At 68.5% G+C, this 25,277-nt stretch carries 31 protein-coding genes and 1 pseudogene; 21 read left to right on the forward strand and 11 right to left on the reverse strand.

Translation table 11 applies throughout. The annotated features are described in order from the left end of the window. The first annotated feature begins 390 nt into the window (after positions 1 to 390). The 10 genes from rplN (at position 391) to rplO (ending at position 4,718) form a co-directional block, all read left to right on the forward strand. Complete coding sequence (gene rplN, locus A5622_RS22715; RefSeq protein ID WP_003403649.1) at positions 391 to 759, forward strand: 50S ribosomal protein L14; 369 nt, start codon at positions 391 to 393, stop codon at positions 757 to 759. Then, a complete protein-coding gene (gene rplX, locus A5622_RS22720) occupies positions 760 to 1,077 on the forward strand; it encodes a 50S ribosomal protein L24 (RefSeq protein WP_066881398.1) in 318 nt (105 codons plus the stop codon). Position 1,078: 1 nt separating this feature from the next. Further along, a complete protein-coding gene (rplE, locus tag A5622_RS22725; RefSeq protein ID WP_066869394.1) occupies positions 1,079 to 1,642 on the forward strand; it encodes a 50S ribosomal protein L5 in 564 nt (187 codons plus the stop codon). 4 nt (positions 1,643 to 1,646) lie between these two features. Continuing rightward, positions 1,647 to 1,832 carry a type Z 30S ribosomal protein S14 gene (locus tag A5622_RS22730; protein WP_003873499.1) on the forward strand — a complete coding sequence of 62 codons (186 nt, stop codon included), beginning with the start codon at positions 1,647 to 1,649 and terminating at the stop codon, positions 1,830 to 1,832. Positions 1,833 to 1,970: 138 nt separating this feature from the next. After that, positions 1,971 to 2,369: a 30S ribosomal protein S8 gene (rpsH, locus tag A5622_RS22735; RefSeq protein WP_066869401.1), complete on the forward strand. Its 399-nt coding sequence runs from the start codon at positions 1,971 to 1,973 to the stop codon at positions 2,367 to 2,369. Between the two features lie 23 nt (positions 2,370 to 2,392). Beyond that, positions 2,393 to 2,932, forward strand: coding sequence for a 50S ribosomal protein L6 (gene rplF, locus A5622_RS22740; protein WP_066869404.1), 540 nt, complete (start codon positions 2,393 to 2,395; stop codon positions 2,930 to 2,932). 41 nt (positions 2,933 to 2,973) lie between these two features. After that, positions 2,974 to 3,342 carry a 50S ribosomal protein L18 gene (gene rplR, locus A5622_RS22745; RefSeq protein ID WP_082972484.1) on the forward strand — a complete coding sequence of 123 codons (369 nt, stop codon included), beginning with the start codon at positions 2,974 to 2,976 and terminating at the stop codon, positions 3,340 to 3,342. A 37-nt stretch (positions 3,343 to 3,379) separates the two neighbouring features. After that, complete coding sequence (gene rpsE, locus A5622_RS22750; RefSeq protein ID WP_066869410.1) at positions 3,380 to 4,063, forward strand: 30S ribosomal protein S5; 684 nt, start codon at positions 3,380 to 3,382, stop codon at positions 4,061 to 4,063. Beyond that, positions 4,060 to 4,278 carry a 50S ribosomal protein L30 gene (rpmD, locus tag A5622_RS22755; protein ID WP_066881399.1) on the forward strand — a complete coding sequence of 73 codons (219 nt, stop codon included), beginning with the start codon at positions 4,060 to 4,062 and terminating at the stop codon, positions 4,276 to 4,278. The genes rpsE and rpmD overlap by 4 nt, the downstream gene beginning before the upstream one ends. Then, positions 4,275 to 4,718, forward strand: coding sequence for a 50S ribosomal protein L15 (gene rplO / locus A5622_RS22760; RefSeq protein WP_066869416.1), 444 nt, complete (start codon positions 4,275 to 4,277; stop codon positions 4,716 to 4,718). The genes rpmD and rplO overlap by 4 nt, the downstream gene beginning before the upstream one ends. Here the strand turns inward: rplO and A5622_RS22765 are convergent, their stop codons facing one another. Further along, positions 4,719 to 5,645 carry an LLM class flavin-dependent oxidoreductase gene (locus A5622_RS22765; RefSeq protein WP_066881400.1) on the reverse strand — a complete coding sequence of 309 codons (927 nt, stop codon included), beginning with the start codon at positions 5,643 to 5,645 and terminating at the stop codon, positions 4,719 to 4,721. It lies immediately after the preceding gene. Between the two features lie 38 nt (positions 5,646 to 5,683). Here A5622_RS22765 and sppA point away from each other — a divergent pair, with 38 nt between their 5' ends. After that, positions 5,684 to 7,459: a signal peptide peptidase SppA gene (sppA, locus tag A5622_RS22770; RefSeq protein ID WP_066881401.1), complete on the forward strand. Its 1,776-nt coding sequence runs from the start codon at positions 5,684 to 5,686 to the stop codon at positions 7,457 to 7,459. Between the two features lie 13 nt (positions 7,460 to 7,472). Here the strand turns inward: sppA and A5622_RS22775 are convergent, their stop codons facing one another. The 4 genes from A5622_RS22775 to A5622_RS22790 form a co-directional block, all read right to left on the reverse strand. Then, positions 7,473 to 8,387, reverse strand: coding sequence for a class I SAM-dependent methyltransferase (locus A5622_RS22775; protein ID WP_066881403.1), 915 nt, complete (start codon positions 8,385 to 8,387; stop codon positions 7,473 to 7,475). A 9-nt stretch (positions 8,388 to 8,396) separates the two neighbouring features. Next, a complete protein-coding gene (locus A5622_RS22780; RefSeq protein WP_066881405.1) occupies positions 8,397 to 9,308 on the reverse strand; it encodes a class I SAM-dependent methyltransferase in 912 nt (303 codons plus the stop codon). Further along, on the reverse strand, positions 9,305 to 10,270 hold the full coding sequence (locus A5622_RS22785) for a class I SAM-dependent methyltransferase (RefSeq protein WP_066881407.1): 966 nt from the start codon (positions 10,268 to 10,270) through the stop codon (positions 9,305 to 9,307). The genes A5622_RS22780 and A5622_RS22785 overlap by 4 nt, the downstream gene beginning before the upstream one ends. Positions 10,271 to 10,426: 156 nt before the next feature. Continuing rightward, positions 10,427 to 11,461, reverse strand: a complete 1,035-nt coding sequence (locus tag A5622_RS22790; RefSeq protein ID WP_066881409.1) for a dihydrodipicolinate reductase — start codon at positions 11,459 to 11,461, stop codon at positions 10,427 to 10,429. Positions 11,462 to 11,537: 76 nt separating this feature from the next. Between A5622_RS22790 and A5622_RS22795 the strand changes: the two genes are divergently transcribed. Further along, a complete protein-coding gene (locus tag A5622_RS22795; RefSeq protein WP_231998466.1) occupies positions 11,538 to 12,122 on the forward strand; it encodes a TetR/AcrR family transcriptional regulator in 585 nt (194 codons plus the stop codon). After that, positions 12,119 to 13,345, forward strand: a complete 1,227-nt coding sequence (locus A5622_RS22800; RefSeq protein ID WP_066881411.1) for a cytochrome P450 — start codon at positions 12,119 to 12,121, stop codon at positions 13,343 to 13,345. Before A5622_RS22795 ends, A5622_RS22800 begins: the two co-directional genes overlap by 4 nt. 19 nt (positions 13,346 to 13,364) lie before the next feature. Here A5622_RS22800 and A5622_RS22805 read toward each other — a convergent pair whose 3' ends face one another. Together A5622_RS22805 and A5622_RS22810 are read right to left on the reverse strand one after the other, a co-directional pair. Further along, positions 13,365 to 14,018: an L-fuculose-phosphate aldolase gene (locus A5622_RS22805; protein WP_066881413.1), complete on the reverse strand. Its 654-nt coding sequence runs from the start codon at positions 14,016 to 14,018 to the stop codon at positions 13,365 to 13,367. Continuing rightward, a complete protein-coding gene (locus tag A5622_RS22810) occupies positions 14,015 to 14,995 on the reverse strand; it encodes an NAD(P)-dependent oxidoreductase (RefSeq protein ID WP_066881415.1) in 981 nt (326 codons plus the stop codon). The genes A5622_RS22805 and A5622_RS22810 overlap by 4 nt, the downstream gene beginning before the upstream one ends. A 30-nt stretch (positions 14,996 to 15,025) precedes the next feature. Between A5622_RS22810 and A5622_RS22815 the strand changes: the two genes are divergently transcribed. Beyond that, positions 15,026 to 16,396, forward strand: a complete 1,371-nt coding sequence (locus tag A5622_RS22815) for an FGGY-family carbohydrate kinase (protein WP_066881421.1) — start codon at positions 15,026 to 15,028, stop codon at positions 16,394 to 16,396. Between the two features lie 9 nt (positions 16,397 to 16,405). Continuing rightward, complete coding sequence (locus A5622_RS22820; protein ID WP_066881417.1) at positions 16,406 to 17,074, forward strand: GNAT family N-acetyltransferase; 669 nt, start codon at positions 16,406 to 16,408, stop codon at positions 17,072 to 17,074. Between the two features lie 3 nt (positions 17,075 to 17,077). On the opposite strand, the gene A5622_RS22825 is transcribed toward A5622_RS22820, so the two are convergent. Genes A5622_RS22825 through A5622_RS22835 form a run of 3 tightly spaced genes read right to left on the reverse strand, consistent with a single transcriptional unit; the run spans position 17,078 to position 19,856 of the window. Further along, complete coding sequence (locus A5622_RS22825) at positions 17,078 to 18,010, reverse strand: class I SAM-dependent methyltransferase (protein ID WP_066881418.1); 933 nt, start codon at positions 18,008 to 18,010, stop codon at positions 17,078 to 17,080. After that, positions 18,007 to 18,939 (reverse strand): class I SAM-dependent methyltransferase, encoded by a 933-nt coding sequence (locus A5622_RS22830; protein WP_066881419.1) that lies wholly within the window; start codon positions 18,937 to 18,939, stop codon positions 18,007 to 18,009. Before A5622_RS22830 ends, A5622_RS22825 begins: the two co-directional genes overlap by 4 nt. A gap of 2 nt (positions 18,940 to 18,941) precedes the next feature. Then, positions 18,942 to 19,856: a class I SAM-dependent methyltransferase gene (locus tag A5622_RS22835; protein WP_066869460.1), complete on the reverse strand. Its 915-nt coding sequence runs from the start codon at positions 19,854 to 19,856 to the stop codon at positions 18,942 to 18,944. 290 nt (positions 19,857 to 20,146) lie between these two features. Between A5622_RS22835 and secY the strand changes: the two genes are divergently transcribed. The 6 genes and pseudogenes from secY to A5622_RS22865 all read left to right on the forward strand — a co-directional run. Then, positions 20,147 to 21,472 (forward strand): preprotein translocase subunit SecY, encoded by a 1,326-nt coding sequence (secY, locus tag A5622_RS22840; RefSeq protein WP_066869463.1) that lies wholly within the window; start codon positions 20,147 to 20,149, stop codon positions 21,470 to 21,472. Further along, positions 21,469 to 22,014: an adenylate kinase gene (locus A5622_RS22845; protein ID WP_066869466.1), complete on the forward strand. Its 546-nt coding sequence runs from the start codon at positions 21,469 to 21,471 to the stop codon at positions 22,012 to 22,014. The genes secY and A5622_RS22845 overlap by 4 nt, the downstream gene beginning before the upstream one ends. A 2-nt stretch (positions 22,015 to 22,016) precedes the next feature. Further along, complete coding sequence (gene map, locus A5622_RS22850) at positions 22,017 to 22,820, forward strand: type I methionyl aminopeptidase (RefSeq protein ID WP_066869469.1); 804 nt, start codon at positions 22,017 to 22,019, stop codon at positions 22,818 to 22,820. Between the two features lie 39 nt (positions 22,821 to 22,859). Then, positions 22,860 to 23,405 carry a sigma-70 family RNA polymerase sigma factor gene (locus A5622_RS22855; protein WP_082972677.1) on the forward strand — a complete coding sequence of 182 codons (546 nt, stop codon included), beginning with the start codon at positions 22,860 to 22,862 and terminating at the stop codon, positions 23,403 to 23,405. A 30-nt stretch (positions 23,406 to 23,435) separates the two neighbouring features. Continuing rightward, positions 23,436 to 24,155 (forward strand): anti-sigma factor, encoded by a 720-nt coding sequence (locus tag A5622_RS22860; protein WP_066881420.1) that lies wholly within the window; start codon positions 23,436 to 23,438, stop codon positions 24,153 to 24,155. An 8-nt stretch (positions 24,156 to 24,163) separates the two neighbouring features. Continuing rightward, a pseudogene (locus tag A5622_RS22865) lies at positions 24,164 to 25,045 on the forward strand (FAD-dependent oxidoreductase); the annotation flags it as partial. Here the strand turns inward: A5622_RS22865 and A5622_RS28600 are convergent. Further along, positions 25,005 to 25,277, reverse strand: a 273-nt coding sequence (locus A5622_RS28600; RefSeq protein WP_197508079.1) for an NAD(P)/FAD-dependent oxidoreductase, incomplete at its 5' end; no start/stop codon positions are given. The pseudogene A5622_RS22865 and the gene A5622_RS28600 overlap by 41 nt on opposite strands.

Consider the following 25,277-nt stretch of genomic DNA (forward strand, 5'->3'; position numbering starts at 1 on the left):
TGAAGCCCAAACGCCGCCGCACCCGCGCCCAGGACCGCGCCGCGCGCGTGGCCACCGAACGCCGGCACAACCGCGACGCACGCCTGGCCCGAGCCGCCCCACCGGCGAACCACCCCTGGCCCACCACCAACGGGTTCGACGAGGACCCGCCGCCCTTTTAGGTGCAGAATCGACCCATCTCGATCGCCTTCGCGCAGAATTTGGCTCTGAGCTGGTCGTCCCCTAGACTCTAGGGGTTGCCTTGGGCAGACCTCGGCCGGTGTGAATCGGCCCCGCGTGCCCTTCGGTGACAAAGACCGCGCACGTCAGGTTTTTGGTGGGTCATGCCCGCCGAATGCTCACCCAGTGGGTTCTCCTGCCGTGCACACGCAACCCAGGTCAGGAGATCGAGTGATTCAGCAGGAATCGCGACTGAAGGTCGCCGACAACACCGGCGCCAAGGAGATCTTGTGCATCCGTGTGCTCGGCGGCTCGTCGCGACGCTACGCCGGCATCGGTGATGTCATCGTCGCCACCGTCAAGGACGCCATCCCGGGCGGCAACGTCAAGCGTGGGGATGTCGTCAAGGCCGTCGTGGTGCGCACGGTCAAGGAGCGCCGCCGCCCCGACGGCAGCTACATCAAGTTCGACGAGAACGCCGCGGTGATCATCAAGCCCGACAACGACCCGCGCGGGACGCGCATCTTCGGGCCGGTGGGCCGCGAACTGCGCGAGAAGCGGTTCATGAAGATCATCTCGCTGGCCCCGGAGGTTTTGTAAATGAAGATCAAGAAGGACGACACCGTCCTGGTGATCGCCGGTAAGGACAAGGGCGCCAAAGGCAAGGTGCTCAAGGTCTACCCGGACCGCGATCGCGTCCTGGTCGAGGGCGTCAACGCGATCAAGAAGCACACCGCGGTTTCGACCAACCAGCGGGGCGCGCAGTCGGGCGGGATCGTCACCCAGGAAGCGCCGATCCACGTCTCCAACGTGATGGTGGTCGACTCGGACGGTAAGCCCACCCGCGTCGGCTACCGGGTCGACGAGGAGACCGGCAAGCGGGTTCGTATCTCCAAGCGCAACGGCAAGGACATCTAGGATGACCACAGCAGAAAAGGTTCAGCCGCGCCTGAAAGAGCGCTACCGCAGCGAGATTCGCGATTCGTTGCAGCAGCAGTTCGGCTACGGCAACGTCATGCAGATCCCGACGGTGACCAAGGTCGTCGTCAACATGGGTGTCGGCGATGCGGCACGGGACGCGAAGCTGATCAACGGCGCCGTCAGCGACCTGGCGCTGATCACCGGGCAGCGCCCCGAGATTCGTCGCGCGCGCAAGTCCATCGCGCAGTTCAAGCTGCGTGAGGGCATGCCGATCGGCGCGCGGGTCACCCTGCGCGGGGACCGGATGTGGGAGTTCCTGGACCGCCTCACCTCGATCGCGTTGCCCCGTATCCGCGACTTCCGCGGCCTGTCGCCCAAGCAGTTCGACGGTGTCGGCAACTACACCTTCGGGCTCGCCGAGCAGTCGGTGTTCCACGAGATCGACGTGGACAAGATCGACCGGGTCCGCGGCATGGACATCAACGTCGTCACCTCGGCGACGACCGACGACGAAGGACGAGCGCTGTTGCGGGCCCTCGGCTTTCCGTTCAAGGAGAACTGAGTAGATGGCAAAGAAGGCACTGGTCAACAAGGCCGCACGCAAGCCGAAGTTCGCGGTGCGCGGCTACACCCGTTGCAACAAGTGCGGCCGCCCGCGCGCGGTCTTCCGCAAATTCGGCCTGTGCCGGATCTGCCTGCGCGAGATGGCGCACGCGGGCGAACTGCCCGGCGTGCAGAAGAGCAGCTGGTAACAGCCCCAACCCCTAAGACCAACCCAGAACAGGTGCGCGACAGGCCCAAACCGGGAACCACCGCGAGGAAGGTACCAACGCTGTCATGACCGCGATGTCGACGATGAAGAGCGTAGCGATGAAGAGGAGCAGCGCTCGATGACTATGACGGACCCGATCGCAGACTTCTTGACACGTCTGCGCAACGCCAATTCGGCGTATCACGACGAGGTGACGTTGCCGCACTCGAAGCTGAAGGCAAACATCGCCCAGATCCTCAAGAGCGAGGGTTACATCAGCGATTTCCGGACCGAGGATGCCCGGGTCGGCAAGTCGCTGATCGTCCAGCTCAAGTACGGGCCGAGCCGGGAGCGAAGCATCGCCGGCCTGCGCCGCGTGTCCAAGCCCGGTTTGCGGGTGTATGCGAAATCCACCAATCTGCCGCGCGTGCTCGGTGGCCTGGGGGTGGCGATCATCTCCACCTCCTCGGGCCTGCTGACCGACCGCCAGGCAGCCCGACAGGGCGTGGGCGGCGAAGTCCTCGCGTACGTCTGGTAAGGGCGGGGAGGTAACGAAAGACTATGTCTCGCATTGGTAAGCAGCCGGTTCCGGTCCCGTCCGGAGTCGACGTGACGATCGATGGCCAGAAGGTGTCTGTGAAGGGACCCAAGGGCGCCCTGGACCTGACGGTGGCCGAGCCGATCACCGTGTCGCGCAACGACGACGGCGCGATCGTGGTCACCCGCCCCAACGACGAGCGGCGCAACCGCTCGCTGCACGGGCTGTCGCGGACCCTGGTGTCCAACCTGGTCACCGGCGTCACGCAGGGATACACCACCAAGATGGAGATCTTCGGCGTCGGTTACCGGGTGCAGCTCAAGGGTTCCAACCTCGAGTTCGCGCTGGGTTACAGCCACCCCGTGGTGATCGAGGCTCCGGACGGCATCACGTTCGCCGTCCAGTCGCCGACGAAATTCACCATCACCGGGATCGACAAGCAGAAGGTCGGCCAGATCTCGGCGAACATCCGCCGTCTGCGCCGCCCCGACCCGTACAAGGGCAAGGGTGTGCGCTACGAGGGTGAGCAGATCCGCCGCAAGGTCGGAAAGACAGGTAAGTAATCATGGCGCAAACACAAGCTGGCACCGCCGCGCGAAAGCCGGTGGGGCAGAGCGTATCCGCGACTCGGCGGGTTTCCCGGCTGCGCAGGCACGCACGCCTGCGCAAGAAGATCGCCGGCACCGGCCAGCGTCCGCGGCTGGTGATCAACCGGTCCGCGCGGCACATCCACGTGCAACTGGTCAACGACGAGAACGGGACCACGGTGGCCGCCGCGTCGTCCATCGAGGACGACGTGCGCAGCCTGCAGGGGGACAAGAAAGCCCGCAGCGTGCGGGTGGGCCAGCTGATCGCCGAGCGCGCCAAGGCCGCCGGCATCGACAGCGTGGTCTTCGACCGAGGCGGATACACCTACGGCGGACGGATCGCGGCGCTGGCCGATGCCGCACGCGAGAACGGATTGCAATTCTGATGACGAAGAGCTTGAACACGACTGGAAGGACCGCATAATGGCGGAGCAGCCGGCCGGCGGACAAGGCGCCGGCGACAGCCGTGACTCGCGCGGGGACCGCGACAGCCGCGGCCGGCGCGGCGACGGCGGTCGTGGTGGCCGCGACCGCGACGGCGACAAGAGCAACTACCTGGAGCGGGTTGTCGCGATCAACCGCGTTTCCAAGGTGGTCAAGGGTGGACGGCGATTCAGCTTCACCGCGCTGGTGATCGTCGGCGACGGCAACGGCATGGTCGGTGTCGGCTACGGCAAGGCCAAGGAAGTTCCCGCGGCCATCGCCAAGGGCGTCGAGGAGGCCCGCAAGGGCTTCTTCCGGGTGCCGCTGATCCGCGGGACCATCACCCACCCGGTTCAGGGTGAGGCGGCCGCCGGCGTGGTGCTGCTGCGCCCGGCCAGCCCCGGAACCGGCGTGATCGCCGGTGGCGCCGCCCGTGCGGTGCTGGAATGCGCCGGCGTGCACGACATCCTGGCCAAGTCACTCGGCAGCGACAACGCGATCAACGTGGTCCACGCGACGGTCACCGCGCTCAAGCTGCTGCAGCGCCCCGAGGAGGTGGCCGCTCGCCGCGGCCTGCCCATCGAGGACGTTGCGCCGGCCGGAATGCTCAAGGCTCGCCGGGAAGGTGACGCGATCGCCAGCGCGGCGGCACGCGAGGCGCAGACGTCGGGGGCACAACCATGAGCAGTCAACTGAAGATCACCCAGGTGCGCAGCACCATCGGGGCCCGCTGGAAGCAGCGTGAGTCCCTGCGCACCCTGGGCCTGCGCAAGATTCGCCAGTCGGTGGTTCGCGAGGACAACCCACAGACCCGCGGGTTGATCGCGGTGGTCAGCCACCTCGTCGAGGTGGAGCCGGCCGAGGCGTCGACCGCGGGTACCGGAGGTAGCAAGAAATGACGATCAAGCTGCACGATCTCAAGCCGGCGCGGGGGTCGAAGACCGCGCGCACCCGGGTCGGTCGCGGTGAGGGCTCCAAGGGCAAGACCGCCGGTCGCGGTACCAAGGGCACCAAGGCACGCAAGAACGTGCCGGCCACCTTCGAGGGTGGCCAGATGCCGATCCACATGCGGCTGCCCAAGCTCAAGGGGTTCCGCAACCGGTTCCGCACCGAGTACGAGATCGTCAACGTCGGCGACCTCAATCGGCTTTTCCCGCAGGGTGGTTCGATCGGCGTGGACGAGCTGGTGGCCAAGGGCGCGGTTCGCCGCAACTCGCTGGTCAAGGTCCTCGGCGACGGCAAGCTGACGGTCAAGGTCGAGGTGTCCGCACACAAGTTCAGCGGCAGCGCACGCGAGAAGATCACCGCCGCGGGCGGTTCGGCCACCGAGCTGTCCTAGCTAGCTCAGCTGCGGAATCACTTCTGCGGCAAGGCGTTCCATCTGTTCGTGGTTCTGCGCGGCGTCGATGCCGACGGGATTCAACAGCACCATCTGGGCCCCGGCGTCGATGACCTCGTGCAGCCCGCGCACCACGTCGTCGGGTGTGCCGGAGACCGGCACGTCCTGCACGCCGGGCATCCGGCCATAGATGCGGTCCAGGCCGTCCAGCACGCGTTCGCGGGCTTTGGCGGCGTCGTCGTCGACCATCAAATAGACCCGCTTGCCGATGGTGAAGGTCGCGGGATCCTTGTTCTGCTCCTCGAGTTCGCGGCGCACCACGGTCACGGCGCCGGCGAACGCTTCGGTGGTCGACGAACCGGCGCCCAAAAATGAGTCGCCGTGTCGCACCGCCCGGGCCAGGGCCTTGGGCGCCAGGCCCCCGAACCAGATCGGCGGGTGCGGGCGCTGCACCGGCTTGGGCGATATCGGCAGGTCGTCGACGTCGCGGAACCGGCCGTGAAACGTCACCCTTGGCTCGTCGGACCAGGCCGCCTTCATCAGTTCCAGGCCCTCGGTGAAATACGAGATGAACGTGTCCTTGTCCACGCCGAAGGCGGCGAATTGCCGCCGACCACCCCCGGGCGCGACACCAATGTCCAAGCGGCCGTGGCTGAGTCGGTCGACCGCGGTGGCGGCCGAGGCCAACTGCAGCGGATCGTGCAGCGACGTCACCAGGACGGCGACGCCCAGGCGCAGGCGCTCGGTGCAGGCCGCGCAATACGCCAGCAGCTCCAGCGGAGCCAGCAGCGGTGCGGGGCCGATGATCTGTTCGAGCAGCCAGCCGCCCTCGAACTCGAGCTCCTCGGCGCGCGCGAGGAAAGCGCGCAGCCCCGCTGCGTCGAAGCCGTCGTAGTCGAATTGCGGGATCGCGATGGAAAACCTCACCCGACCACCGTACGGCCGTGCATCGGTAGTCTGCAGACATGTTCGCTTTCCTGCCTTCGATCCCCGGAGTCGACGACGTTCGGGCGCTGGCCGGCCGGGTCGATACCGCCCGTCATCACGGCGTGCCCAACGGCTGTGTGCTCGAGTTGGACCTGCGCACGATTCCGCCGGAGACCTCGGGCTTCGACCCCCTGGCCCTCGTCAGCGGGGGCAGCCGGCAGCTCGCGCTGCGCGACGTGGTGGCCGCCATCTACCGGGCGGCCGAGGATCCGCGGGTCGCCGGGCTGATCGCCCGTGTGCAACTGACGGCGTCGCCGGCGGCGGCGGTGCAGGAACTGCGCGAGGCCATCGTCGCTTTCACTGCCGCCAAGCCGTCGCTGGCCTGGGCCGAGACCTACCCGGGCACGCTGTCGTACTACCTGGCTTCGGCGTTCGGTGAGGTCTGGATGCAGCCCGCCGGCAGCGTCGGGCTGATCGGTTTCGCCAGCAATGCCACCTTCCTGCGCGACGCGTTGGACAAGGCCGGCATCGAGGCCCAATTCGTCGCCCGCGGCGAATACAAGTCGGCGGCAAACCGTTTCACCGAGCACGGCTTCACCGAGGCCCACCGCGAGGCCGTCACCCGGATGCTGGAAAGCCTGCAGGAGCAGGTGTGGGAGGCGGTCGGGAAATCACGCAAGCTGGATGCCGGCGCCCTGGACGCGCTGGCCGACCGCGCCCCGCTGTTGCGCGACGAGGCCGTGTCCTCTGGCCTGGTCGACCGGATCGGATTCCGGGACGAAGCCTATGACCGCATCGCGGAACTGGTTGGCGTAAAAGATGTTTCGGAGGAGAACACGCCACCGCGGCTGTATGTGTCGCGCTATGCCGGCGCGGCCCGGTCGCGGCTGGCCCCGCCGGTGCCCCCGGTTCCCGGACGGCGCGCCAAACCGGCGGTGGCCGTGATCAACGTCGACGGCACGATCGTCGACGGACGTGGGGGACCGCAGTTCCTGCCGTTCGGCGCGTCCACCGTAGGCAGCGACACCATCGCCCCGGCGCTGCGGCAAGCCGCCGCCGACGATTCGGTGGCCGCGATCGTGCTGCGGGTCAACAGCCCCGGCGGCTCGGTCACCGCATCGGAAACGCTGTGGCGAGAAGTGAAAAGGGCGCGCAAGCGCGGCAAGCCGGTGGTGGCGTCGATGGGTGCGGTCGCCGCGTCCGGCGGCTATTACATCGCCGCGGCCGCCGACGCGATCGTCGCGAGCCCCGCGACCGTCACCGGTTCCATCGGCGTGATCACCGGCAAGCTGGTGATTCGCGATCTGCTGCAGCGCCTCGGTGTCGGGCTGGATACCGTGCGTACCAACGCCAATGCCGATGCCTGGTCGATCGAGACGCCGTTCACCCCCGAGCAGCGCGCCCACCGGGAGGCCGAGGCCGACCTGGTGTACGCCGACTTCCTGGAGCGGGTCGCCGACGGCCGCAATCTGACCACCGAGGCCGTCGATCGCGTGGCCCGGGGCCGGGTGTGGACCGGTGCCGACGCCCGCGAGCGGGGGCTGGTCGACGAACTGGGTGGCTTCCGTACCGCGCTGCGCCGGGCGAAAATCCTTGCCGGACTGGACGAAGACGCCGACGTGCGCCTGGTCACCCTCCCGGGCGGCTCGCTGCTGGACATGCTGCGGCCGCGGGCCTCCTCGCAGCCGGCGGCCGCGTCGCTGCCTGACGCGCTGGCCGCGCTGTTGGGCCGCGCCATCGGCGCCGTCCTGGACAACGTCGAACGGTCCTACAACGGCGCCAGCGCGCTGTGGCTGGGGCCCTGGCGGCTCTAGGGACCCAGCCGGTCTAGCCGGCCAGCTCGGCGCTGATGAAGATGATCTCGCCGAGCGGGTCGTCGTTCTCCGGCGCGGGCGCCTCGATGCCGTTGCGCGCGAAGAGTTCCGTGCGGGTGACGCCCTCGGCCTTCCAGCCGATGCTGGACAGATAGTCGATGACATGGTTGCGTTCACCGGCGTACACCAGCGACGCCATGTCGATGTCGACGCCGTGCTCCCGGAACGAACCGGACATCTCCCGAACCCGTTCGGCATCGAAATCCACTATGCCGGGCACGAATTCGGTGGCAATGGTGCTTCCCCGTGCGCTGAGCGCGGTGATGTTGTCGAACAGCCGGTCCTGGGCGTCGGGCGGCAGATAGATCAGCAGGCCCTCGGCCAGCCAGGCCGTCGGCACCGTGGTGTCGAATCCCGCCGCCTTGAGGGCGGCGGGCCAGTCCGCGCGCAGATCGATGGGAACGGTGCGCCGCGGCGCGGTCGGCTCCGCGCCGACGTCGGCCAGGGTGCGGCTCTTGAATTCGATCACCCGCGGCTGGTCGATCTCGTAGACCACCGTGCCCGCCGGCCAGGGCAACCGGTAGGCGCGCGAGTCCAGCCCCGAGGCCAGGATCACCACCTGCCGCACCCCGCCGCCGGTGGCGTCGACGAAGTAGTCGTCAAAGTACTTGGTACGCACCGCCATTCCGTCGACCATCGACTGGATGCGCACCGGCGTGGCGTTCTCGATCGCATCCAGCTCGAGGTCGCCGTCCATCATCTTGGTGAAGACATCCACCCCGACCGCGCGTACCAGCGGCTCGGCGAACGGATCGTTGATCAGACCGCGGGGATCCTTGGACGCCATGGCGCGCCCGGCCGCGACCATGGTCGCGGTCGCGCCGACGCTGGAGGCAAGATCCCACTCATCGTCGTGACTGCGTGACATGGAAGCAGCCTACTTGAGGGTGGCGGCGACATAGCTCAGGTCGCCGAAGGCCACCACCACTTCTTCGGGAAATTCGAAGCCGTTGTGCGCGTACAGTTCCCTGACTGCGTGGGCCGTCACATCCCAGCCGTGCTCGCTCAGGTAGTCGACGACGACGCTGCGTTCACCCCGGTAGAACAGCTCACCTGCGTCAAGGTCGAACCCGGCACTGCGCCACCGCTCGGTGATGCGCTGCAGGCGTTCGTCGGTGAAGGCGTTGGGGTCCGGCACGTGTTCGGTGGCCAGCCGGCTGCCCGGCGCGCTGAGCGAGGTGATGTTGTCGAACAGCTGGTCCTGCGCCTCGGGTGGCAGGTAGGGCAGCAGCCCTTCGGCGCTCCACGCGGTCGGCTGCGAGACGTCAAACCCGTTCTCGCACAAGGCCGCAGCCCAGTCCTCGCGCAGGTCGATGGCCACTGTCCGCCGCTCGGCGGTGGGGGCCGCGCCGAGGCCTGCCAGCGTGTTGGTCTTGAACGCGATGACCTGTGGCTGGTCGATCTCGTAGACCGCGGTGCCCGCGGGCCACGGCAAGCGGTAGGCCCTGGTGTCCAGGCCGGAAGCCAGAATCACCGCTTGGCGCACACCGTCTTCGGTGGCATTGATGAAGAAATCGTCGAAAAACCGTGTCCGCACGGTCATCTGCTCGGCCCTGGCTTTGCGGTTCATCAGCGGATCGTCGGCGAAGTCAACGTCACCATCGATGATGCGGATGAAGGGGTCCAATCCGACGGCGCGGACCAGCGGATCGGCGAATTTATCGTCGAGCAGTGGGTTGGGCCCCTGCGAAGCGACGGCGCGGGATGCGGCGACCATCGTTGCCGTCGCTCCCACGCTGGACGCCAGGTCCCAGCTGTCGCCGTCGGTTCTTGCCGCGTCGGTGGTCATCGGGCTGCCTCCTCCTTCTCGCCGAGCGTGCCGCTGGTGTACAGCATCTCGCCCATCCGCGTGTCGTCGTCGGTGAGCGGGTCAAGTCCGTTGGCGGCGAACAGTTCCGTGATGCTGGCGCTGTTCAGCCGCCAGCCGCGGTCGGCCAGGTATGCGGCCGCCTCGTTGCGGTCGCCGAAGTAGACCAGTCCCGCCATGTCCAGCTCGAAACCGTGCGCACGCCAGCGCTCGGAGATCGTCTGCATGCGCTCCTTCATCTTCTCCTCGTGGCCGGGCTCGGGGTTGGGCGCGCTCTCGGTGGCCAACCGGCTACCCGGCGCGCTGAGCTCGGTGATGGTGTCCAGCAGGCGGTCCTGCGCCTCGGGCGGCAGGTAGCCGAGCAGGCCCTCGGCGCTCCACGCGGTCGGCTGGGCCGGGTCGAATCCGGCGTTGCGCAGCGCGGTGGGCCAGTCGTCGCGCAGGTCGACGGCCACCACCCGCCGCTCGGCGGTCGGCTCGGCGCCCAGCTCGGCCAGCGAGCGGGTTTTGAATTCGATCACCTGCGGCTGGTCCACCTCGTAGACCACCGTCCCGGCCGGCCACGCCAACCGGTACGGGCGGGCGTCCAGCCCGGAGGCCAGGATCACCGCCTGCTTGATGCCGGCGTTCGTCGCATCCAGGAAGAACTCGTCGAAGAACTTGGTGCGCACGGCCATGTTGTCGGCCATCCGCGACATCGCGCCGGCGGATCCCGCGGCGCCGTCGTGCACGTCGTTCAGTTCGGCGGGGTCCAGCTCGCCGGTGGCCAGCCGGGACAGCAGGTCCACGCCGACCAGCTTCACCAGCGGCTCGGCGAAGGGGTCGTTGATCAGCGGGTTGTCGGCCCGGGTGGCCATGGCGCGGGCCGCCGCGACCATGGTCGCGGTCACGCCGACGCTGGACGCCAGGTCCCAGGTGTCGCCTTCGTACCTGGTGGAAGTCATACGGTGTGCTCCTATCGGAGGTAGTCAATCTAATACTTAGCCGATATAACAAGCTTCTCCCACTGTACGCTTCCCGGATTTCGCGGCAACCTTTACTGATGGCGGACGCGACGCCCTCCGCGGATAAGCGGGTGCTCATCACGGGTTCGACCAGCGTTAGCCCAACGCGCCGCGGGAACCGATGAGCGGCAGATCGATTGGCGTGATGACCCCCGGTGGCGCCTGGCACAGGAACGGGATGGCGTTGACGGCCGCGACGGCGGTGCTATCCATCAGCACGGTCATCACGTCCTGCCCGGGCTCGCCGAACCTGATCATCGCGTCGACGCGCGGTTCGCCGTCGATCACCACGCGGAAACCCTCGGGGTCGGTCCATTTCGGCTCGAGCGCGTCGTCACTCATGGTCCAGCAGATGGCCAGTTCGACCAGCGGGCTTCCGCGGCGATAGCCCCGATAGGTGCGGCGCTGGCCGCCGACGGTGCCGGCGGCGTAATTCACCCACCCCAGATCCAGATCCCGGGTCAGCACCGCGGTCTCGACGAACGCCTCTGTCGAATCGAGTTCGGTCCCCAGCATTGTGGCGATCATGTCCAGGGTCTCGAAGTAACCGAGGCCGTAGCGTTGAGCCGCGGGGTCGATCGGCGTCAGCGGCTGCCGCGGTGGCTTACCGAATCCGAGCACCTGCCACACCTCCCGCACGGGATAGGTGGTGCAGTCCAGCGTTTCGACGAGCTTGACGCTGCGAACCTTGCGGCAGGCACCGGTGAGGAAGCCGGCGACGACGTTGATGAAGCCCGGCTCGAAACCCGTTCCCAGAAAGGTCGCACCGCCCCGGCGCGCGGCCTCCTTTAGCGCCGGCAGTTCAGCCCGGTGGTGGGTGCCGGTCAGGAAGTCGCCCGTCGTGACCACGTTGATGCCGCGACGCAACATCGTTTCCACCAGCGCGTAGTCGATGACGCGTGGCATGTAGCTCACGCAGTCGGGTGCCAGGTCGAGCAGCGCGTCGACATCGCTCGTCGCGATGACGCCGGTCAGGGGCCGGCCCGCGAGAGTTCCCGCGTCGCGCCCCGCCTTCGCGGCGTCGAACGCATGTACGCCCTGCAGATCGAAGTCGTCGCGGTCCAGCAGGATGCCCAGCGCCCGCCTTCCGATGTTGCCGGTCGACCACTGAACCACGCGGTATCGCCCCATGGTTGACAAGCGTAGGCGAACGCTGTTCTAATCTGAACACCGTTCGAAATAGAACGCTGTTCGAAGTGGGGGACGCGTGAAGGCCGACGTCGATGTACCGGTGCTGCGCTACGGGGCCCTGGACCGGGCGCACCTGACCAAGCACCTCCTGCAACTGGCTAGGCGCGTGGGCGTCGGCCGGGTGACGATGCGGGAGCTGGCGGCCGAAGCGGGTACGGCCGCCTCGTCGGTGTACTACCACGTCCGCGACAAGCGCGAACTGCTCGATCTGCTCATCGAATCGGTCCTCACGCAGATCGAGGTGCCGCAGGCGGGCGATTGGGAAGCGCGGTTGATTGCGCTGCACCTGAATGCCTGGCACGTGCTCGTCGACGTTCCCGGGATCGCGGCCCTGCTCCAGCAGCATCCGCACACCGCCGCGGCCGCCGAGATGAACCGCGCCGCGCGCGCAATTCTGCGCGAAAGTGGCTTGGATGAAAAGCATTTCGATGCCGCGCATGCAGCGTTGTACATCCATCTGCTGGGCTCGGTTCAGCTTGAACACACCCGGCGCGCCGGGGGAATGGCACACGGTCCGGGTGACGAGGCGTTCGCCTACGGACTGCGCCTGATCCTGGCCGGCCTGCGCGAGGAGCTCAAGCGGAATCGAGACGGATCGTGACCGGCGCGACCATCGATCTCGCCGCCCCCGCGCTATGGGCGTCGCGTTTTCCCGACGATCTGTTTGCCGAGTTGCGCGCCCACACCCCGGTCTTTCACCAGCGGCTGACTTCCGACGTGCAATCCGCTGTGGGACGCGAGTTTTGGGTGTGCACCAAGCACGCGGACGTCGCGCGCGTGCACCGCGATCACGAAACATTCACGGCGACCCGCGGCCCGCTGATCCAGGACGTACCGTTGTTCGACGCCTATCCGGCGATCGTGAGCATGGACCCGCCGGATCACACGATTCGCCGCAAAGTCATCTCCCGCGCGTTCACACCCCGCGCGGTGGCCAAACTGGAAGAGGGGATTCGCCGGCGGGCCAAGGCCATGGCCGCGACACTCGTCGAATCCGGTGGCGGTGAGTTTGTCGACCTGGCCGCGGGACTGCCGATATCGGTGATCGGTGACATCGTCGGGATCCCCGACGCCGACCGCCCCCAAGTGTTCGGCTTGATCGACCGGGTGCTGAAGACGGCCGGCGCACAGATGTCGGTCCCCGGCGGCGATGATCTGTTGCCGTTCATGGAGCTGTTCGAGTACGCGAGCGCGCTGACCGCCCGCAAGCGGGAGCATCCCGTGGACGACATCTGGAGCGCGCTGTGCACCACCGAGATCACCGCGGAATCGGGCGAAAGCTTTTTGCTGCCATCCAACGAGCTGGAGATCTTCTTCTTCGTGCTCGGCCTGGCCGGCGCCGATACGACGCGAAATGCGTTGTGCGACGGCATCCGAGCCTTCGCCGGCAATCCGGATCAGCTCGCGGCCTACCGATCCGACCCGGACACGCGGCGCACCGCGGTCGAGGAGGTGATCCGCTACTCCACACCGATCATGTTCTGGGTGCGCGGGGCGATCAGGGATGTGACGCTCGGTGACGCGGTGATCCCCGCGGGTGCGCGGGTGGTGACGATGCTGCGCTCGGCCAATCGCGACGAGGACGTCTTCGCGGACCCCTACCGGTTCGACATCCGCCGTGATCCCAACCCCCACCAGTCCTTCGGCGGCGGCGGCGCCCACCACTGCTTGGGTGCGATGCTTGCGCGGGCGGAGGTCCGGGCCGCGCTCGATGAAATCCTGTTGAATACCAACAACATCGACGTCGGCCGACCGAGGATGACGCTGCCCGACCTTAGCAACAACATGACCGTGTACGAGTCACTCCCGGTCAGTTTCAGGTAGCGCCGGGCCCGGCGGCCGGCTAGGCGTTCGTCCGCAGATAGCTATACACGGACGCGAAGTTGCGGTTGACGTCCTCGGGGATGGGCACCGGCCCGCCGAGAGCCCTTGCACCCCAGAGGATTTGAGCGGTCCGCTCGACCAGCGCGGTGATATGCAACACCTTGTCGGGCCGCGGTCCCACCGCCACCAGGCCGTGGTTGGCGATCAGCGCGGCGCCGCGGCCCTCGAGCGCCTTCACCGCGTTGGCGCCGACGTCGGGCGTGCCGGAGGCGGCGTAGTCGGTGCACCGGACGTCGCCGCCGCAATAGACTGCGAACTCGTCGATGCAGGCCGGGATCGGTTCGTGGGCGATGGCGAACATGGTGGCCCACACCGGATGGCTGTGAATGACGCTGCCGATGTCGTCGAACGCCCGATAACACGCCAGGTGCAGCTGCATCTCCGATGACGGCGCGCGGCCCTGCGCCGCCTGCAGCACCGAGCCGTCGGCGTCGACGAGCACCAGGTCGTCGAGCTGCATGTCGCGGTAGTCGACCGACGACGGGGTGATGACGATGTGGCCGTCGGCGCGGCGCGCGGAGATGTTGCCGGCAGTCCCCTCGACCAGACCGCGGCGCAGCATGTCCTTGGCGGCGTCCAGCACCGCGGTTTCCGGGTTGTCCACGAACTTCATGGCCCTAACACCTCCGGGTTGACAATATGCGCGGGCGCGTTGCCGGCCAACAGCGCTTCCAGGTCGTCGGCCACCATCTGCGCCTGCCGCGCCTCGGTGTCGAAGGTGGCGCCCCCGATGTGCGGGGTCAGCACCACGTTTCCCATGCCCACCAGCGGGTGATCGGCCGGCAGCCACTCGCCGGCGAAGTGGTCGAGCCCCGCGGCGCCCACCTTGCCCGCGGTCAGGGCGTCCACCAGCGCATCGGTGTCGTGCAACTGGGCCCGGGCGGTGTTGAGGAAGACCACGCCGTCGCGCATGGCCGCGAACTCCCGCGCGCCGATCATGCAGGCCGTGTCGTCGGTGACCGGGGCGTGCATCGAGACCACGTCGGCCTCGGCCAGCAACTGGTCGAGGCTGTGCCGGGCGTCGGGGTTGTAGGGGTCGTGGGCGATGACGCGTAGGCCCAGCCCGGACAGCCGCCACCGCGTAGCGCGGCCGACCGCGCCGAGGCCCACCAGCCCCGCGGTGAGCCCGGCGATCTCGGCGGCGCGGAAGCGTTGATACGGGATGCTGCCGTCGCGAAAGATGTTGCCGCTGCGCACATCCGCGTCCGCGGTCAGCACGTGCCGGGTGGCGGCAAGCAGCAGGGCCACCGTCATCTCGGCGACGGCATCGGCGTTGCGGGCCGGCGTGTTCAGCACCGGGATGCCGGCCGCGGTGGCCCCGGCGACGTCGACGTTGTTGGGGTCGCCACGGGTGGACGCGATCACCCGCACGCCCGCGTCGAACACCGGGCCGCGCACCGAATCGCTTTCCACCACCACGATTTCGGCGCCCTCGCCGGTGATTCGCTCGGCCAGCTGCTCGGCGCTGTAGATGCGCAGCGGGGTCTGCTCGATCCAGGGGTCGTAGACGACGTCGGCGAGCTCCCGCAGTGTGGCGAAGCCCGGCCCACGCATCGGGGCGGTCACCAAGGCGCGCGGTTTGGACGTCACGAGTGCCAATGCTGGCGTACGGTGACGCCCGTGTCACGCAATGACGTCACAATCGGCATCGACGTCGGCAGCACCGCGGTCAAGGCCATCGCCGCCGACCCCGACGGCAACGTGACGGCGCGCGTGCGCATCCCGCACGAGCTGCGGGTGCCCGAACCCGACCGGCTGGAGCACGACGCCGTGGCGGCGTGGCGGCGTGGGCCGTCGGCGGCGCTGGACGAACTGGTCGGGCAACCCGGAATCGCGGCGGTGGCCGTCTCGGCGATGGTGCCGTCGATGACCGCCGTCGACGACACCGGCACACCGATCACGCCGGGACTGCTCTACGGCGACGCGCGGGGCCGCGCGCCCGGCGGCCCGGGCCCACAAGCGCCGCAGCTGCCCGCACTGGGCGAGGCCGCCGAGTTCTTGCGCTGGACGGCCGCCCACGCGCCGGGCGCCGCCGGCTACTGGCCCGCGCCGGCGGTGGCCAACCACGCGCTGTCGGGCCAGGCGGTCATCGACATCGCCACCGCCGCCACGGCGTTTCCCTTGTTCGACGGGACCGGCTGGAACGCCGAGGCATGCGCCGACCGGGGCGCGCAGGTCTCGCAGCTGCCCCGGGTGGAAAGCATGGGGGCCGTCGTCGGGCAGGTCAACGGCAGCGAGGCCGCGCTGGCCACCGGCGCCATCGACGCGTTGTGCGAACAGATCGTCGCCGGTGCCGATCACGACGGCGACGTGCTGGTGATGTGCGGGACCACGCTGATCGTCTGGACGACGATCGCCGAGGCTCGCCAGATGCCCGGCCTGTGGACCATTCCGCACACCACGCCCGGCAAGAGCCAGATCGGCGGGGCCAGCAACGCCGGCGGGCTGTTCCTGGGCTGGGTGGATCGCGTTGTGGCACCGGCGGATCCGACGGCCGTGGAGCCCGGGCGGGTGCCGGTGTGGTCGCCCTATTTGCGGGGCGAGCGCACCCCGTTCCACGACCCGGACCGCCGGGGCGTGCTCGAGGCGCTGGATCTCACCCACGACGCCGCCGCGCTGCGGCGGGCCGCCTACGAGGCATCCGGCTTCGTCGTCCGCCAGCTCATCGAACTGTCCGGGACGCCGGTGTCACGCATCGTGGCCACCGGCGGCGGCACCCGGGTGGGGCCGTGGCTGCAAGCCATCGCCGACGCCACCGGGCGCCCGGTCGAGGTGTCCGGGGTGGCGGAGGGGGCCGCGCTGGGAGCCGCCTTCCTGGCGCGCATGGCGGCCGGCCTGGAGACGACCATCGCCGATGCGGCCCGATGGGTGCGCACCGAGCGCATCGTCGAGCCCGACCCCGCCTGGGCGAGCGCGGTCGGGGATCGTTACCAGCGCTTCCTGGAGTTGGGGAACCGCAGATGTAGCGCGGTGGTACCACCGGCGATCTAGGCTGGTGCAATGACCGACCAGGACCGCAAAGCCGCCCGCCGCGAAATCGCCGACGCACTGTTGAAAGCCCTTGAACGACGACACGAAGTACTCGACCTGATTGTGGAGGCCGGCAACAAATCGGAGGCGATCGACGCCATCGCCGGTTTGCTCGATACCTCGCGGACGGGCGCCGAAGCGGTATTCGGCTTGTCCTTCGACCGACTCACGAAGGATTCACGAAAGACGATCCAGACCGAACTCGAGGACCTGAACAAGCAGCTGAGCTTCACCCTGGGCGAGCGTCCCGCGAGTTCGGGGGACACCCTCGAGCTGCGGCCGTTCTCCGCGAGCGAGGACCGCGACATCTTCGGCGTCCGCACCGAGGACATGGGTGGCGTGTCGGGCGACGGATCCGGCGGGCAGGCGGGCAACCTCGACGACGAGATCAGCGCCGCGCTGGGCCGGGTCGACGACGAGGAGGCCGCCTGGTTCGTGGCCATCGACCACGGCGAAAAGGTCGGCATGGTGTTCGGCGAGCTGGTCCGCGGCGAGGTCGACGTGCGAATCTGGATCCACCCCGATCACCGCAAGCGGGGTTACGGCACCGCCGCGCTGCGCAAGTCGCGCTCGGAGATGGCCTGGTGTTTCCCGGCCGTGCCGATGGTCGTGCGGGCACCGGCGGCCAACCCCAACTGACCGTCAGGGCAGTACGGCGTCGACCGCGATGCTGTGCCGCAGCGACTTCAGGCTGTCGCCCGGTGGAAGGGGCAGCCCGGCCTCGGCGAACATGTCGGCGCGGGTGCGGGTCGACACCCGCCAGCCCAGGGCGCTCAGATACTGCGCTGCAGGCGTGCGCGCGCCGCGGTAGACCAGCGTCGACACGTCGACATCGAAGCCGAATTGCCCCCACCGCCTGGTCATCGCCTTGGCGCGCCTTTCCAGCAGGTCCGAGGTGCCGCCGTCGTGGTACTCGGTCGCCAGCCGGCTGCCCGGCACGCTGAGCGTGGTGATCACGTCGAACAGGCTGTCCTGCGCCTGCGGCGGCAGATACATCAACAGGCCCTCGGCGCTCCAGGCGCTGGGCCGCGACTCGTCGAAACCCTTGTCCCGCAGGGCGCCACGCCAGTCCTCGCGCAGGTCGACCGACACCGTGCGCAGCTGCGCGGTGGGCTTGGCCCCCAACGTGCCCAGCGTCGTGGACTTGAACTCGATGACGGCGGGCTGGTCGACCTCGTACACCACGGTGCCCGCCGGCCAGGCCAGGCGATAGGGGCGTGAGTCCAGGCCGGAGGCCAGGATGACGACCTGGCGGATACCGGAAGCGGTTGCGTCGGTGAAGAAGTCGTCGAAGTAGCGGGTGCGCACGGCCATCATGTTGGTCATCCGCTGCAGGTTGAATTCCGCATCCGGGTCGGCGTCGGCATCGAGACCGCCGGTCTCATCGGTGATTTCGCCGTCGAGCACCCGGATGAAGAACTCGGCGCCCACCGCGCGGACCAGCGGGTCGGCGAACGGATCGTCGATCAGCGCGTCGGCCCGCTTACCGGCCAGCGCCCGGCAAGCGGCGACCCAGGTCGCCGTGGCGCCCACGCTCGAGGCCAGGTCCCAGGTGTCTCGATCGGTGCGGGTCACGACGCCTCCTCGGACAGGGTCGCGGTCACGTATCGGATGTCGGCGAAGGCCGCCATCGACGGTTGCTCGGGGAATTCGAAACCGTTGGCGGCATACAGTTCCGGGGTGCTGTGCACCGACGAGCGCCAGCCCCGCTCGGACAGGTAGGTCACGACGTCGTTGCGTTCGCCCGGGTACACCAGATCCGCCCAGTTGAGGTCTAGTCCCATCCGGCGCCAGCGCTCGCTGATCTCGCGGCCCCGCTTTTCGATGCGCCCGCGCATGTCGGGCACGTAGCCGGTGCCGATCCGGCTGCCGACGGCGGACAGCGCGGTGATGCTGTCGAACAGGCGGTCCTGTGCCTCCGGCGGCAGATAACCCAGCAGGCCTTCGGCGCTCCACGCCGTGGGCGCGGCCGCATCAAATCCACCGTCGCGCAGGGCGGCCGGCCAATCGTCGCGCAGGTCCACGCCCACCGCCCGCCGCTCGGCGCTCGGGGTTGCACCCAGGTCCGCCATCGTGCGGGTCTTGAACTCGATCACCCGCGGCTGGTCGATCTCGTAGACCACGGTGCCGGGCGGCCAGGCCAGCCGGTAGGCCCGGGTGTCCAGTCCCGAGGCCAGGATGACGGCCTGGCGGATACCGGAGTCGGCGCCCCCCAGAAAGAACGAGTCGAAGAACCGGGTGCGGACCGCCATGCCCTCACCGAGCCGCCGCGCGGTGAACGCCGGATCATCCTCGGGCGTCTCGATGTCTCCGTCCATCATCCGGATGAAGGCCTCGACGCCGACGGCGCGCACCAACGGCTCGGCGAAGGGATCGTCGATCAGCGGGTTGGGACCCTTGGACGCCAGCGCCCGCCGGGCGGCCACCGCGGTGGCGGTGGCTCCCACGCTGGACGCCAGATCCCAGCTGTCGCCGTCCGATCGCTTGCTGTCGGTCTCCGGCATGGCTAACGCAGAGTGGCGGTCACCGCGACGATGTTGCGGAACTGCGCCATCGCCTCGTCGTCGCGGAATTTCAGGCCGTATTCGCCGAACAGCTCGCGGCGCGGCCGGGCGGCCACCTCCCAGCCCTTACCGGTGAGGTAGTCGACGACGTTGCTGCGCTCGCCGTCGAAGAACAGCCCCGACAGGTCGATGTCGCAGCCGACTTTGGCCCACCTGTCGTTGAACTCCTGGGCGCGTTGCGACATCGTCGTGCCGGCGGTGTCGGGGTGATACTCGGTGGCCAGCCTGCTGCCGGGGGCGCTGAGCTCGGTGATGTTGTCGAAGAGCCGGTCCTGGGCGTCCGGCGGCAGGTACATCAGCAGTCCCTCGGCGCTCCACGACGTCGGCTGGGTCACGTCGAAGCCGCTGTCGCGCAACGCGGCCGGCCAGTCCTCGCGCAGATCGATGCTGACCGTGCGCCGCTCCGCGGCCGGGGCGGCACCCAGGTGCGACATCGTCGTGCTCTTGAACTCGACGACGGCGGGCTGATCGACCTCGTAGACCACGCTGCCGGCCGGCCAGCTCAACCGGTAGGCGCGGGAATCGAGGCCGGCGGCCAGGATCACCGCCTGGCGGACCCCGTCGCGGGCGGCGTCGAGGAAGAAGTCGTCGAAGAAGCGGGTGCGCACGGCGATCGAGTCGGTCTCCAGCCCCAGGTCCTTGCCGCTGCCCTGGTAGCCCTCGGATTCGGTGACCTCACCGTCGACCAGGCGCCGGAAGAAATCGAGGCCGACCGCGCGCACCAGGGGCGCGGCGAAGGGGTCGTTGATGATCGGATTGGAACCCTCGCTGGCCAGCGCGCGGGCCGCGGCGACCATGGTGGCCGTGGCGCCGACGCTCGAGGCCAAGTCCCAGCTGTCTTGGTCAGTGCGTGTCATGCTGCTCCCAAGTTATTTAGCAAATGCAACGAGTCAGGGGAACTCTACGCCTCGCGGCTTACGGCTTGCTGTGTTTTTCTCCCGTGGGGCGGCGGCGACGCAAACGCCCGGTTAACCGCGCCGCGGGCGGTCTCACAGAGGGGCGCAGTAAAGGCCCTGACCAGAGCTGCCCGTACCAGCTGTTAGTCTCGTACACGGTTTGACGCGCTGTAGATTAGTCGGCCGTACGTCCTGGCCTGCGGGTGTTGGGCGCGTGATGCAGGAAACCCCCGGCTGCGCAGGAGGAAGAGTTGCTTTCCGCTTTCATCTCATCGCTGCGGACAGTCGACCTGAGACGGAAGATCCTCTTCACGCTTGGCATCGTCGTCTTGTATCGGGTCGGCGCCGCGTTACCGTCCCCTGGCGTCAACTACCCGAACGTCCAGCAGTGCATCAAAGAGGCCAGCGGTGGCGCGGCCGGACAGATCTACTCGCTGATCAACCTGTTCTCCGGTGGTGCCCTGCTCAAACTCACCGTGTTCGCGGTGGGGGTGATGCCCTACATCACGGCCAGCATCATCGTGCAGCTGCTCACGGTCGTCATCCCGCGGTTCGAGGAACTGCGCAAGGAAGGCCAATCGGGCCAGGCCAAGATGACGCAGTACACCCGCTACCTGGCCATCGCGCTGGCCATCCTGCAGGCCACCAGCATCGTGGCCCTGGCCGCCAACGGCGGGCTGCTGCAGGGCTGCTCGCTGGACATCATCGCCGACCAGAGCATCTTCACGCTGGTGGTCATCGTGCTGGTGATGACGTCCGGCGCGGCGCTGGTGATGTGGATGGGTGAGCTGATCACCGAGCGCGGCATCGGCAACGGCATGTCGCTGCTGATCTTCGTCGGGATCGCGGCCCGCATCCCCGCCGAGGGCAAGACGATCCTGGACAGCCGCGGCGGGATGATCTTCGCCGCCGTCCTGGTCGCCGCGCTGGTCATCATCGTCGGCGTCGTGTTCGTCGAGCAGGGCCAGCGCCGGATCCCGGTCCAGTACGCCAAGCGGATGGTCGGCCGGCGCATGTACGGCGGAACCTCCACGTATCTGCCGCTCAAGGTCAACCAGGCCGGTGTTATCCCGGTCATCTTCGCGTCCTCGCTGATCTACATTCCGCACCTGATCACCCAACTGATCCGCAGCGGCAGCGGCGGCGTGGGCAACAGCTGGTGGGACAAGTTCGTCGGCAGCTACCTGTCGGACCCCAGCGATCCGGTGTACATCGCCATCTACTTCGGCCTCATCATCTTCTTCACGTACTTCTACGTGTCGATCACGTTCAATCCCGACGAGCGTGCCGACGAGATGAAGAAGTTCGGCGGGTTCATCCCCGGCATCCGGCCGGGCAAGCCGACCGCCGACTACCTGCGTTTCGTGCTGAGCCGGATCACCCTGCCGGGCTCGATCTACCTCGGCGCGATCTCGGTGCTGCCCAACTTGTTCTTGCAGATCGGCAATGGCGGAGCGGTTCAGAATCTGCCGTTCGGCGGTACCGCGGTGTTGATCATGATCGGCGTGGGCTTGGATACGGTCAAGCAGATCGAGAGTCAGCTCATGCAGCGCAACTATGAAGGGTTCCTGAAGTGAGAGTCGTTTTGCTGGGACCGCCGGGGGCGGGCAAGGGAACGCAGGCCCAGAAGCTCTCCGAAAAGCTGGGAATCCCGCACATCTCCACCGGTGAGCTGTTCCGCAGCAACATCGAGAACGGAACCAAGCTGGGCCTGGAGGCCAAGCGCTACCTGGACGCCGGCGACCTGGTGCCCTCCGAGCTGACCAACCAGCTCGTCGACGACCGCCTGAGCGATGCCGACGCGGCCAACGGCTTCATCCTGGACGGCTTCCCGCGGTCGACCGGACAGGCCAAAGCCCTGCACGACATGCTGGGGCGCCGGGGCACCGACATCGACGCGGTGCTGGAATTCCGGGTGTCCCAGGAGGAGCTGCTGGAGCGGCTCAAAGCGCGGGGCCGCGCCGACGACACCGACGACATCATCCTGAACCGGATGAAGGTCTACCGCGACGAGACGGCACCGCTGCTGGAGTACTACAGCGACCAGCTCAAGACGGTCGACGCCGTCGGCACTATGGACGAAGTGTTCGCCCGCGCGTTGCAGGCGCTGGGCAAGTAGGGATGAACCCGCTGGCGCGGCTGCGGAGCCGCAAGGTGGTGCCGCAGCGCAGCGCCGGTGAGCTCGACGCCATGGCGGCGGCGGGCGCGGTGGTCGCGGCGGCGCTGCAGGCGGTGCGGGCGGCCGCGATCGCCGGGGTGTCGACGCTGAGCCTGGACGAGATCGCCGAGTCGGTGATCCGCGACGCCGGCGCGGTGCCGTCGTTCCTGGGCTATCACGGTTATCCGGCGTCGATCTGTTCCTCGGTCAACGAGCGGGTCGTCCACGGCATACCGTCGGCCGCCGAGATCCTGGCGTCCGGTGACCTGGTGTCCATCGACTGCGGCGCGGTGCTCGACGGCTGGCACGGCGACGCCGCGATCACCTTCGGGGTCGGGACGCTGGACGCCGCCGATGAAGCGCTGTCGCAGGCGACCCGCGAATCGCTGGAGGCCGGGATCGCGGCGATGGTGCCCGGTAACCGGCTGACCGACGTGTCGCACGCCATCGAGATGGGCACCCGCGACGCGGAGGCCCGCCACTCGCGCGCCTTCGGGATCGTCGAGGGTTACGGCGGGCACGGCATCGGCCGGCAGATGCACATGGATCCGTTTTTGCCCAACGAGGGTTCGCCCGGGCGCGGCCCCCTGCTGGCAGCCGGATCGGTGCTGGCCATCGAGCCCATGCTGACGCTGGGCACCGGCAAGACGGTGGTGCTGGACGACCAGTGGACGGTCACCACCACCGACGGTTCGCGCGCGGCACACTGGGAGCACACCGTCGCGGTCACCGACGCGGGGCCGCGCATCCTGACGCTGGTGAACTAAACCTCAGCTCCGCTCGTTTCCCGGGCAGGAGGTGATCGAGTGGCTCGTGTGGCTGGCACGGGGAGGGCTTCCGGGGCTGCCGAGGCCGCTCTGATGAAGGCGCTCTATGACGAACACGCCGCGGTTCTGTGGCGTTATGCGCTGCGGCTGACGGGGGACGCGAGCCAGTCCGAGGATGTGGTCCAGGAGACGTTGCTGCGCGCATGGCAGCACCCCGAGGTCGTCGGGGACACCGAGCGCTCGGCGCGGGCGTGGCTGTTCACGGTGGCCCGCAACATGATCATCGACGACCGGCGCAGCGCGCGGTTTCGCAACGTCGTCGGTTCCACAGACGTATCGGGTGCGCCCGAACAGTCCACGCCGGATGAGGTCAATGCGGCGCTGGACCGGTTGCTGATAGCGGACGGGATGGCCCAGTTGTCCGCCGAGCACCGAGCAGTGATCGAACGGTCCTACTACCGCGGATGGACCACCACGCAGATCGCTGCGGACCTCGGCATCGCCGAGGGAACAGTGAAGTCGCGACTACACTATGCCGTGCGGGCGTTGCGACTCACTCTGCAGGAACTTGGGGTCACCCGATGAGGGGCTCCGAATGCTTGAGGGGTGACGGAGATGGATGAAATGAGGACGCCGGTGCAGGATGTCGGCCCTCCCGAAGACCGCTACGCGATGTGGGATGCCGCATACGTGTTGGGATCTTTGTCGGCCGCGGAACGCCGCGAATTCGAGACGCACATGGCGCGCTGCCCGTCTTGCCGGGAGGCCGTCGCCGATCTCAGTGGAGTGCCGGCCCTGCTCTCACAGCTTGACCGTGCCGAGGTGGCCGCGATCGACCAATCCGGTCCGGCCCCGGAGATGTCTCCACAGTTGCTGCCGTCCCTGCTGGCGACGGTTCGTTGGCGCCGGCGCCGCACCCGGGTGGTGACCTGGGTGGCGTCGGCGGCCGCGGCCGCGGTGCTGGCGATCGGGGTGTTCGTCGGCCTCGAGGGGTGGTCGTCGACTCCGTCCCAGCAGGTGACCGCGTCGTCGGAGCCGATGGCGCAGGTGAGCACCACCCTGCTGACGTCGACGGTCGCCGTCAGCAGCCAGCACTGGGGGACCTCCATCAACCTGCGCTGCGTGTGCCTGGCGCCGCTCAACGCGCACCACGACACGCTCGCCATGGTTGTGGTGGGCCGCGACGGCAGCCAGACGCGGTTGGCGACGTGGGTGGCCGTGCCCGGCCACACCGCGACACCCGCGGGCGCCATCTCGACCCCGATCGACCAGATCGCCGCCGTGCAGGTGGTTGCCGCCGACAGCGGCCAAGTGCTCCTGCAACGCTCGCTATAGAGGATCGCGTGTTCGGCGACGCGCGTTCGCTCCGGGTGCTCGTCGTGGGCGCCGGTGTCGCCGGCATCTCCGTCGCCCGGGGCCTGCTCCGCGACGGGCACGACGTCATCGTCTTCGAGCAGCGGCCCGATGTGCGGGCGGCCGGCGGCGCGGTGACGATCTGGTCCCACGGCGAGACGGTCCTCAACCAGCTGGGTGTCGATATGGACGGCGCCGGCCGGCCCTTGGCCACCGTGCGGGCGGTGACGCCCACGGGCCGCAGGGTCGGAACCCTCGACGTGACCGCGATGGTGCGGCGACTGGGTGCGCCCATCCGGATGGTTCCGCGCCGCGTTCTGCTGGATCGGCTTCTCGAGGGGTTCCCGGTCGAGCGCATCCGGTGCGGCTCCCGGGTGATCGGGTTGGCAAGCACGGGTGACGGGGTCAGCGTCGAGTTCGACGACGGCACGGTGGCCGAGGGGGACGTGCTGATCGGTGCCGACGGCCTGCACTCGCGGGTGCGCGATCACGTTGGCGCCCAAGGCGCGTCGCCCACCGGCTGGTGCAGCTGGCAGGGGCTGGCCACGCTTCCGGAGATCGCGGATTGCGATGCCGCGCTGATGATCATCGGCGGGCACGGCAACCTCGGCCTGTGGCCCGCCGGGGGCTGCGACGTGCAGTGGTGGTTCGACCTGCCCTGGTCGCCCGACTTCGTCCGGCCGCAGCGGCCGATCGAGATGATGCGGTCGCACTTTTGCGGATGGTCGGACTTGGTCGATCGGGTGCTCGCCACCTTGACCGACGACGATTTGGCCCGCTCGCCGTTCCCGCATTTCCGCCATCCGATCCCGCGTGCGGGCCAAGGCCCGGTCACCCTGCTCGGCGACGCCGCGCACACGATGCCGCCCACGACACGGCCATGACCCGCCGGCGCCGGGTCTTCTCGTAGGACCGCAACGCACGCGAAACATCTTCGCCGCGAACGTTTGTCGCACGACGCACGCCCGCCAGTGCCCCGCACAGCACCATGGTGTCGAGCAACGCCTGGTTGGTGCCCTGAGCCAGGGTGGGCGGCATCGTGTGCGCGGCGTCGCCGAGCAGGGTGACCGGGCCTTGGCCCGCACGCGGGATCGGATGGCGGAA

Origin of the sequence: Mycobacterium sp. 1245801.1, from assembly GCF_001673055.1 — a bacterium.
Classification (GTDB): domain Bacteria; phylum Actinomycetota; class Actinomycetes; order Mycobacteriales; family Mycobacteriaceae; genus Mycobacterium; species Mycobacterium europaeum_A.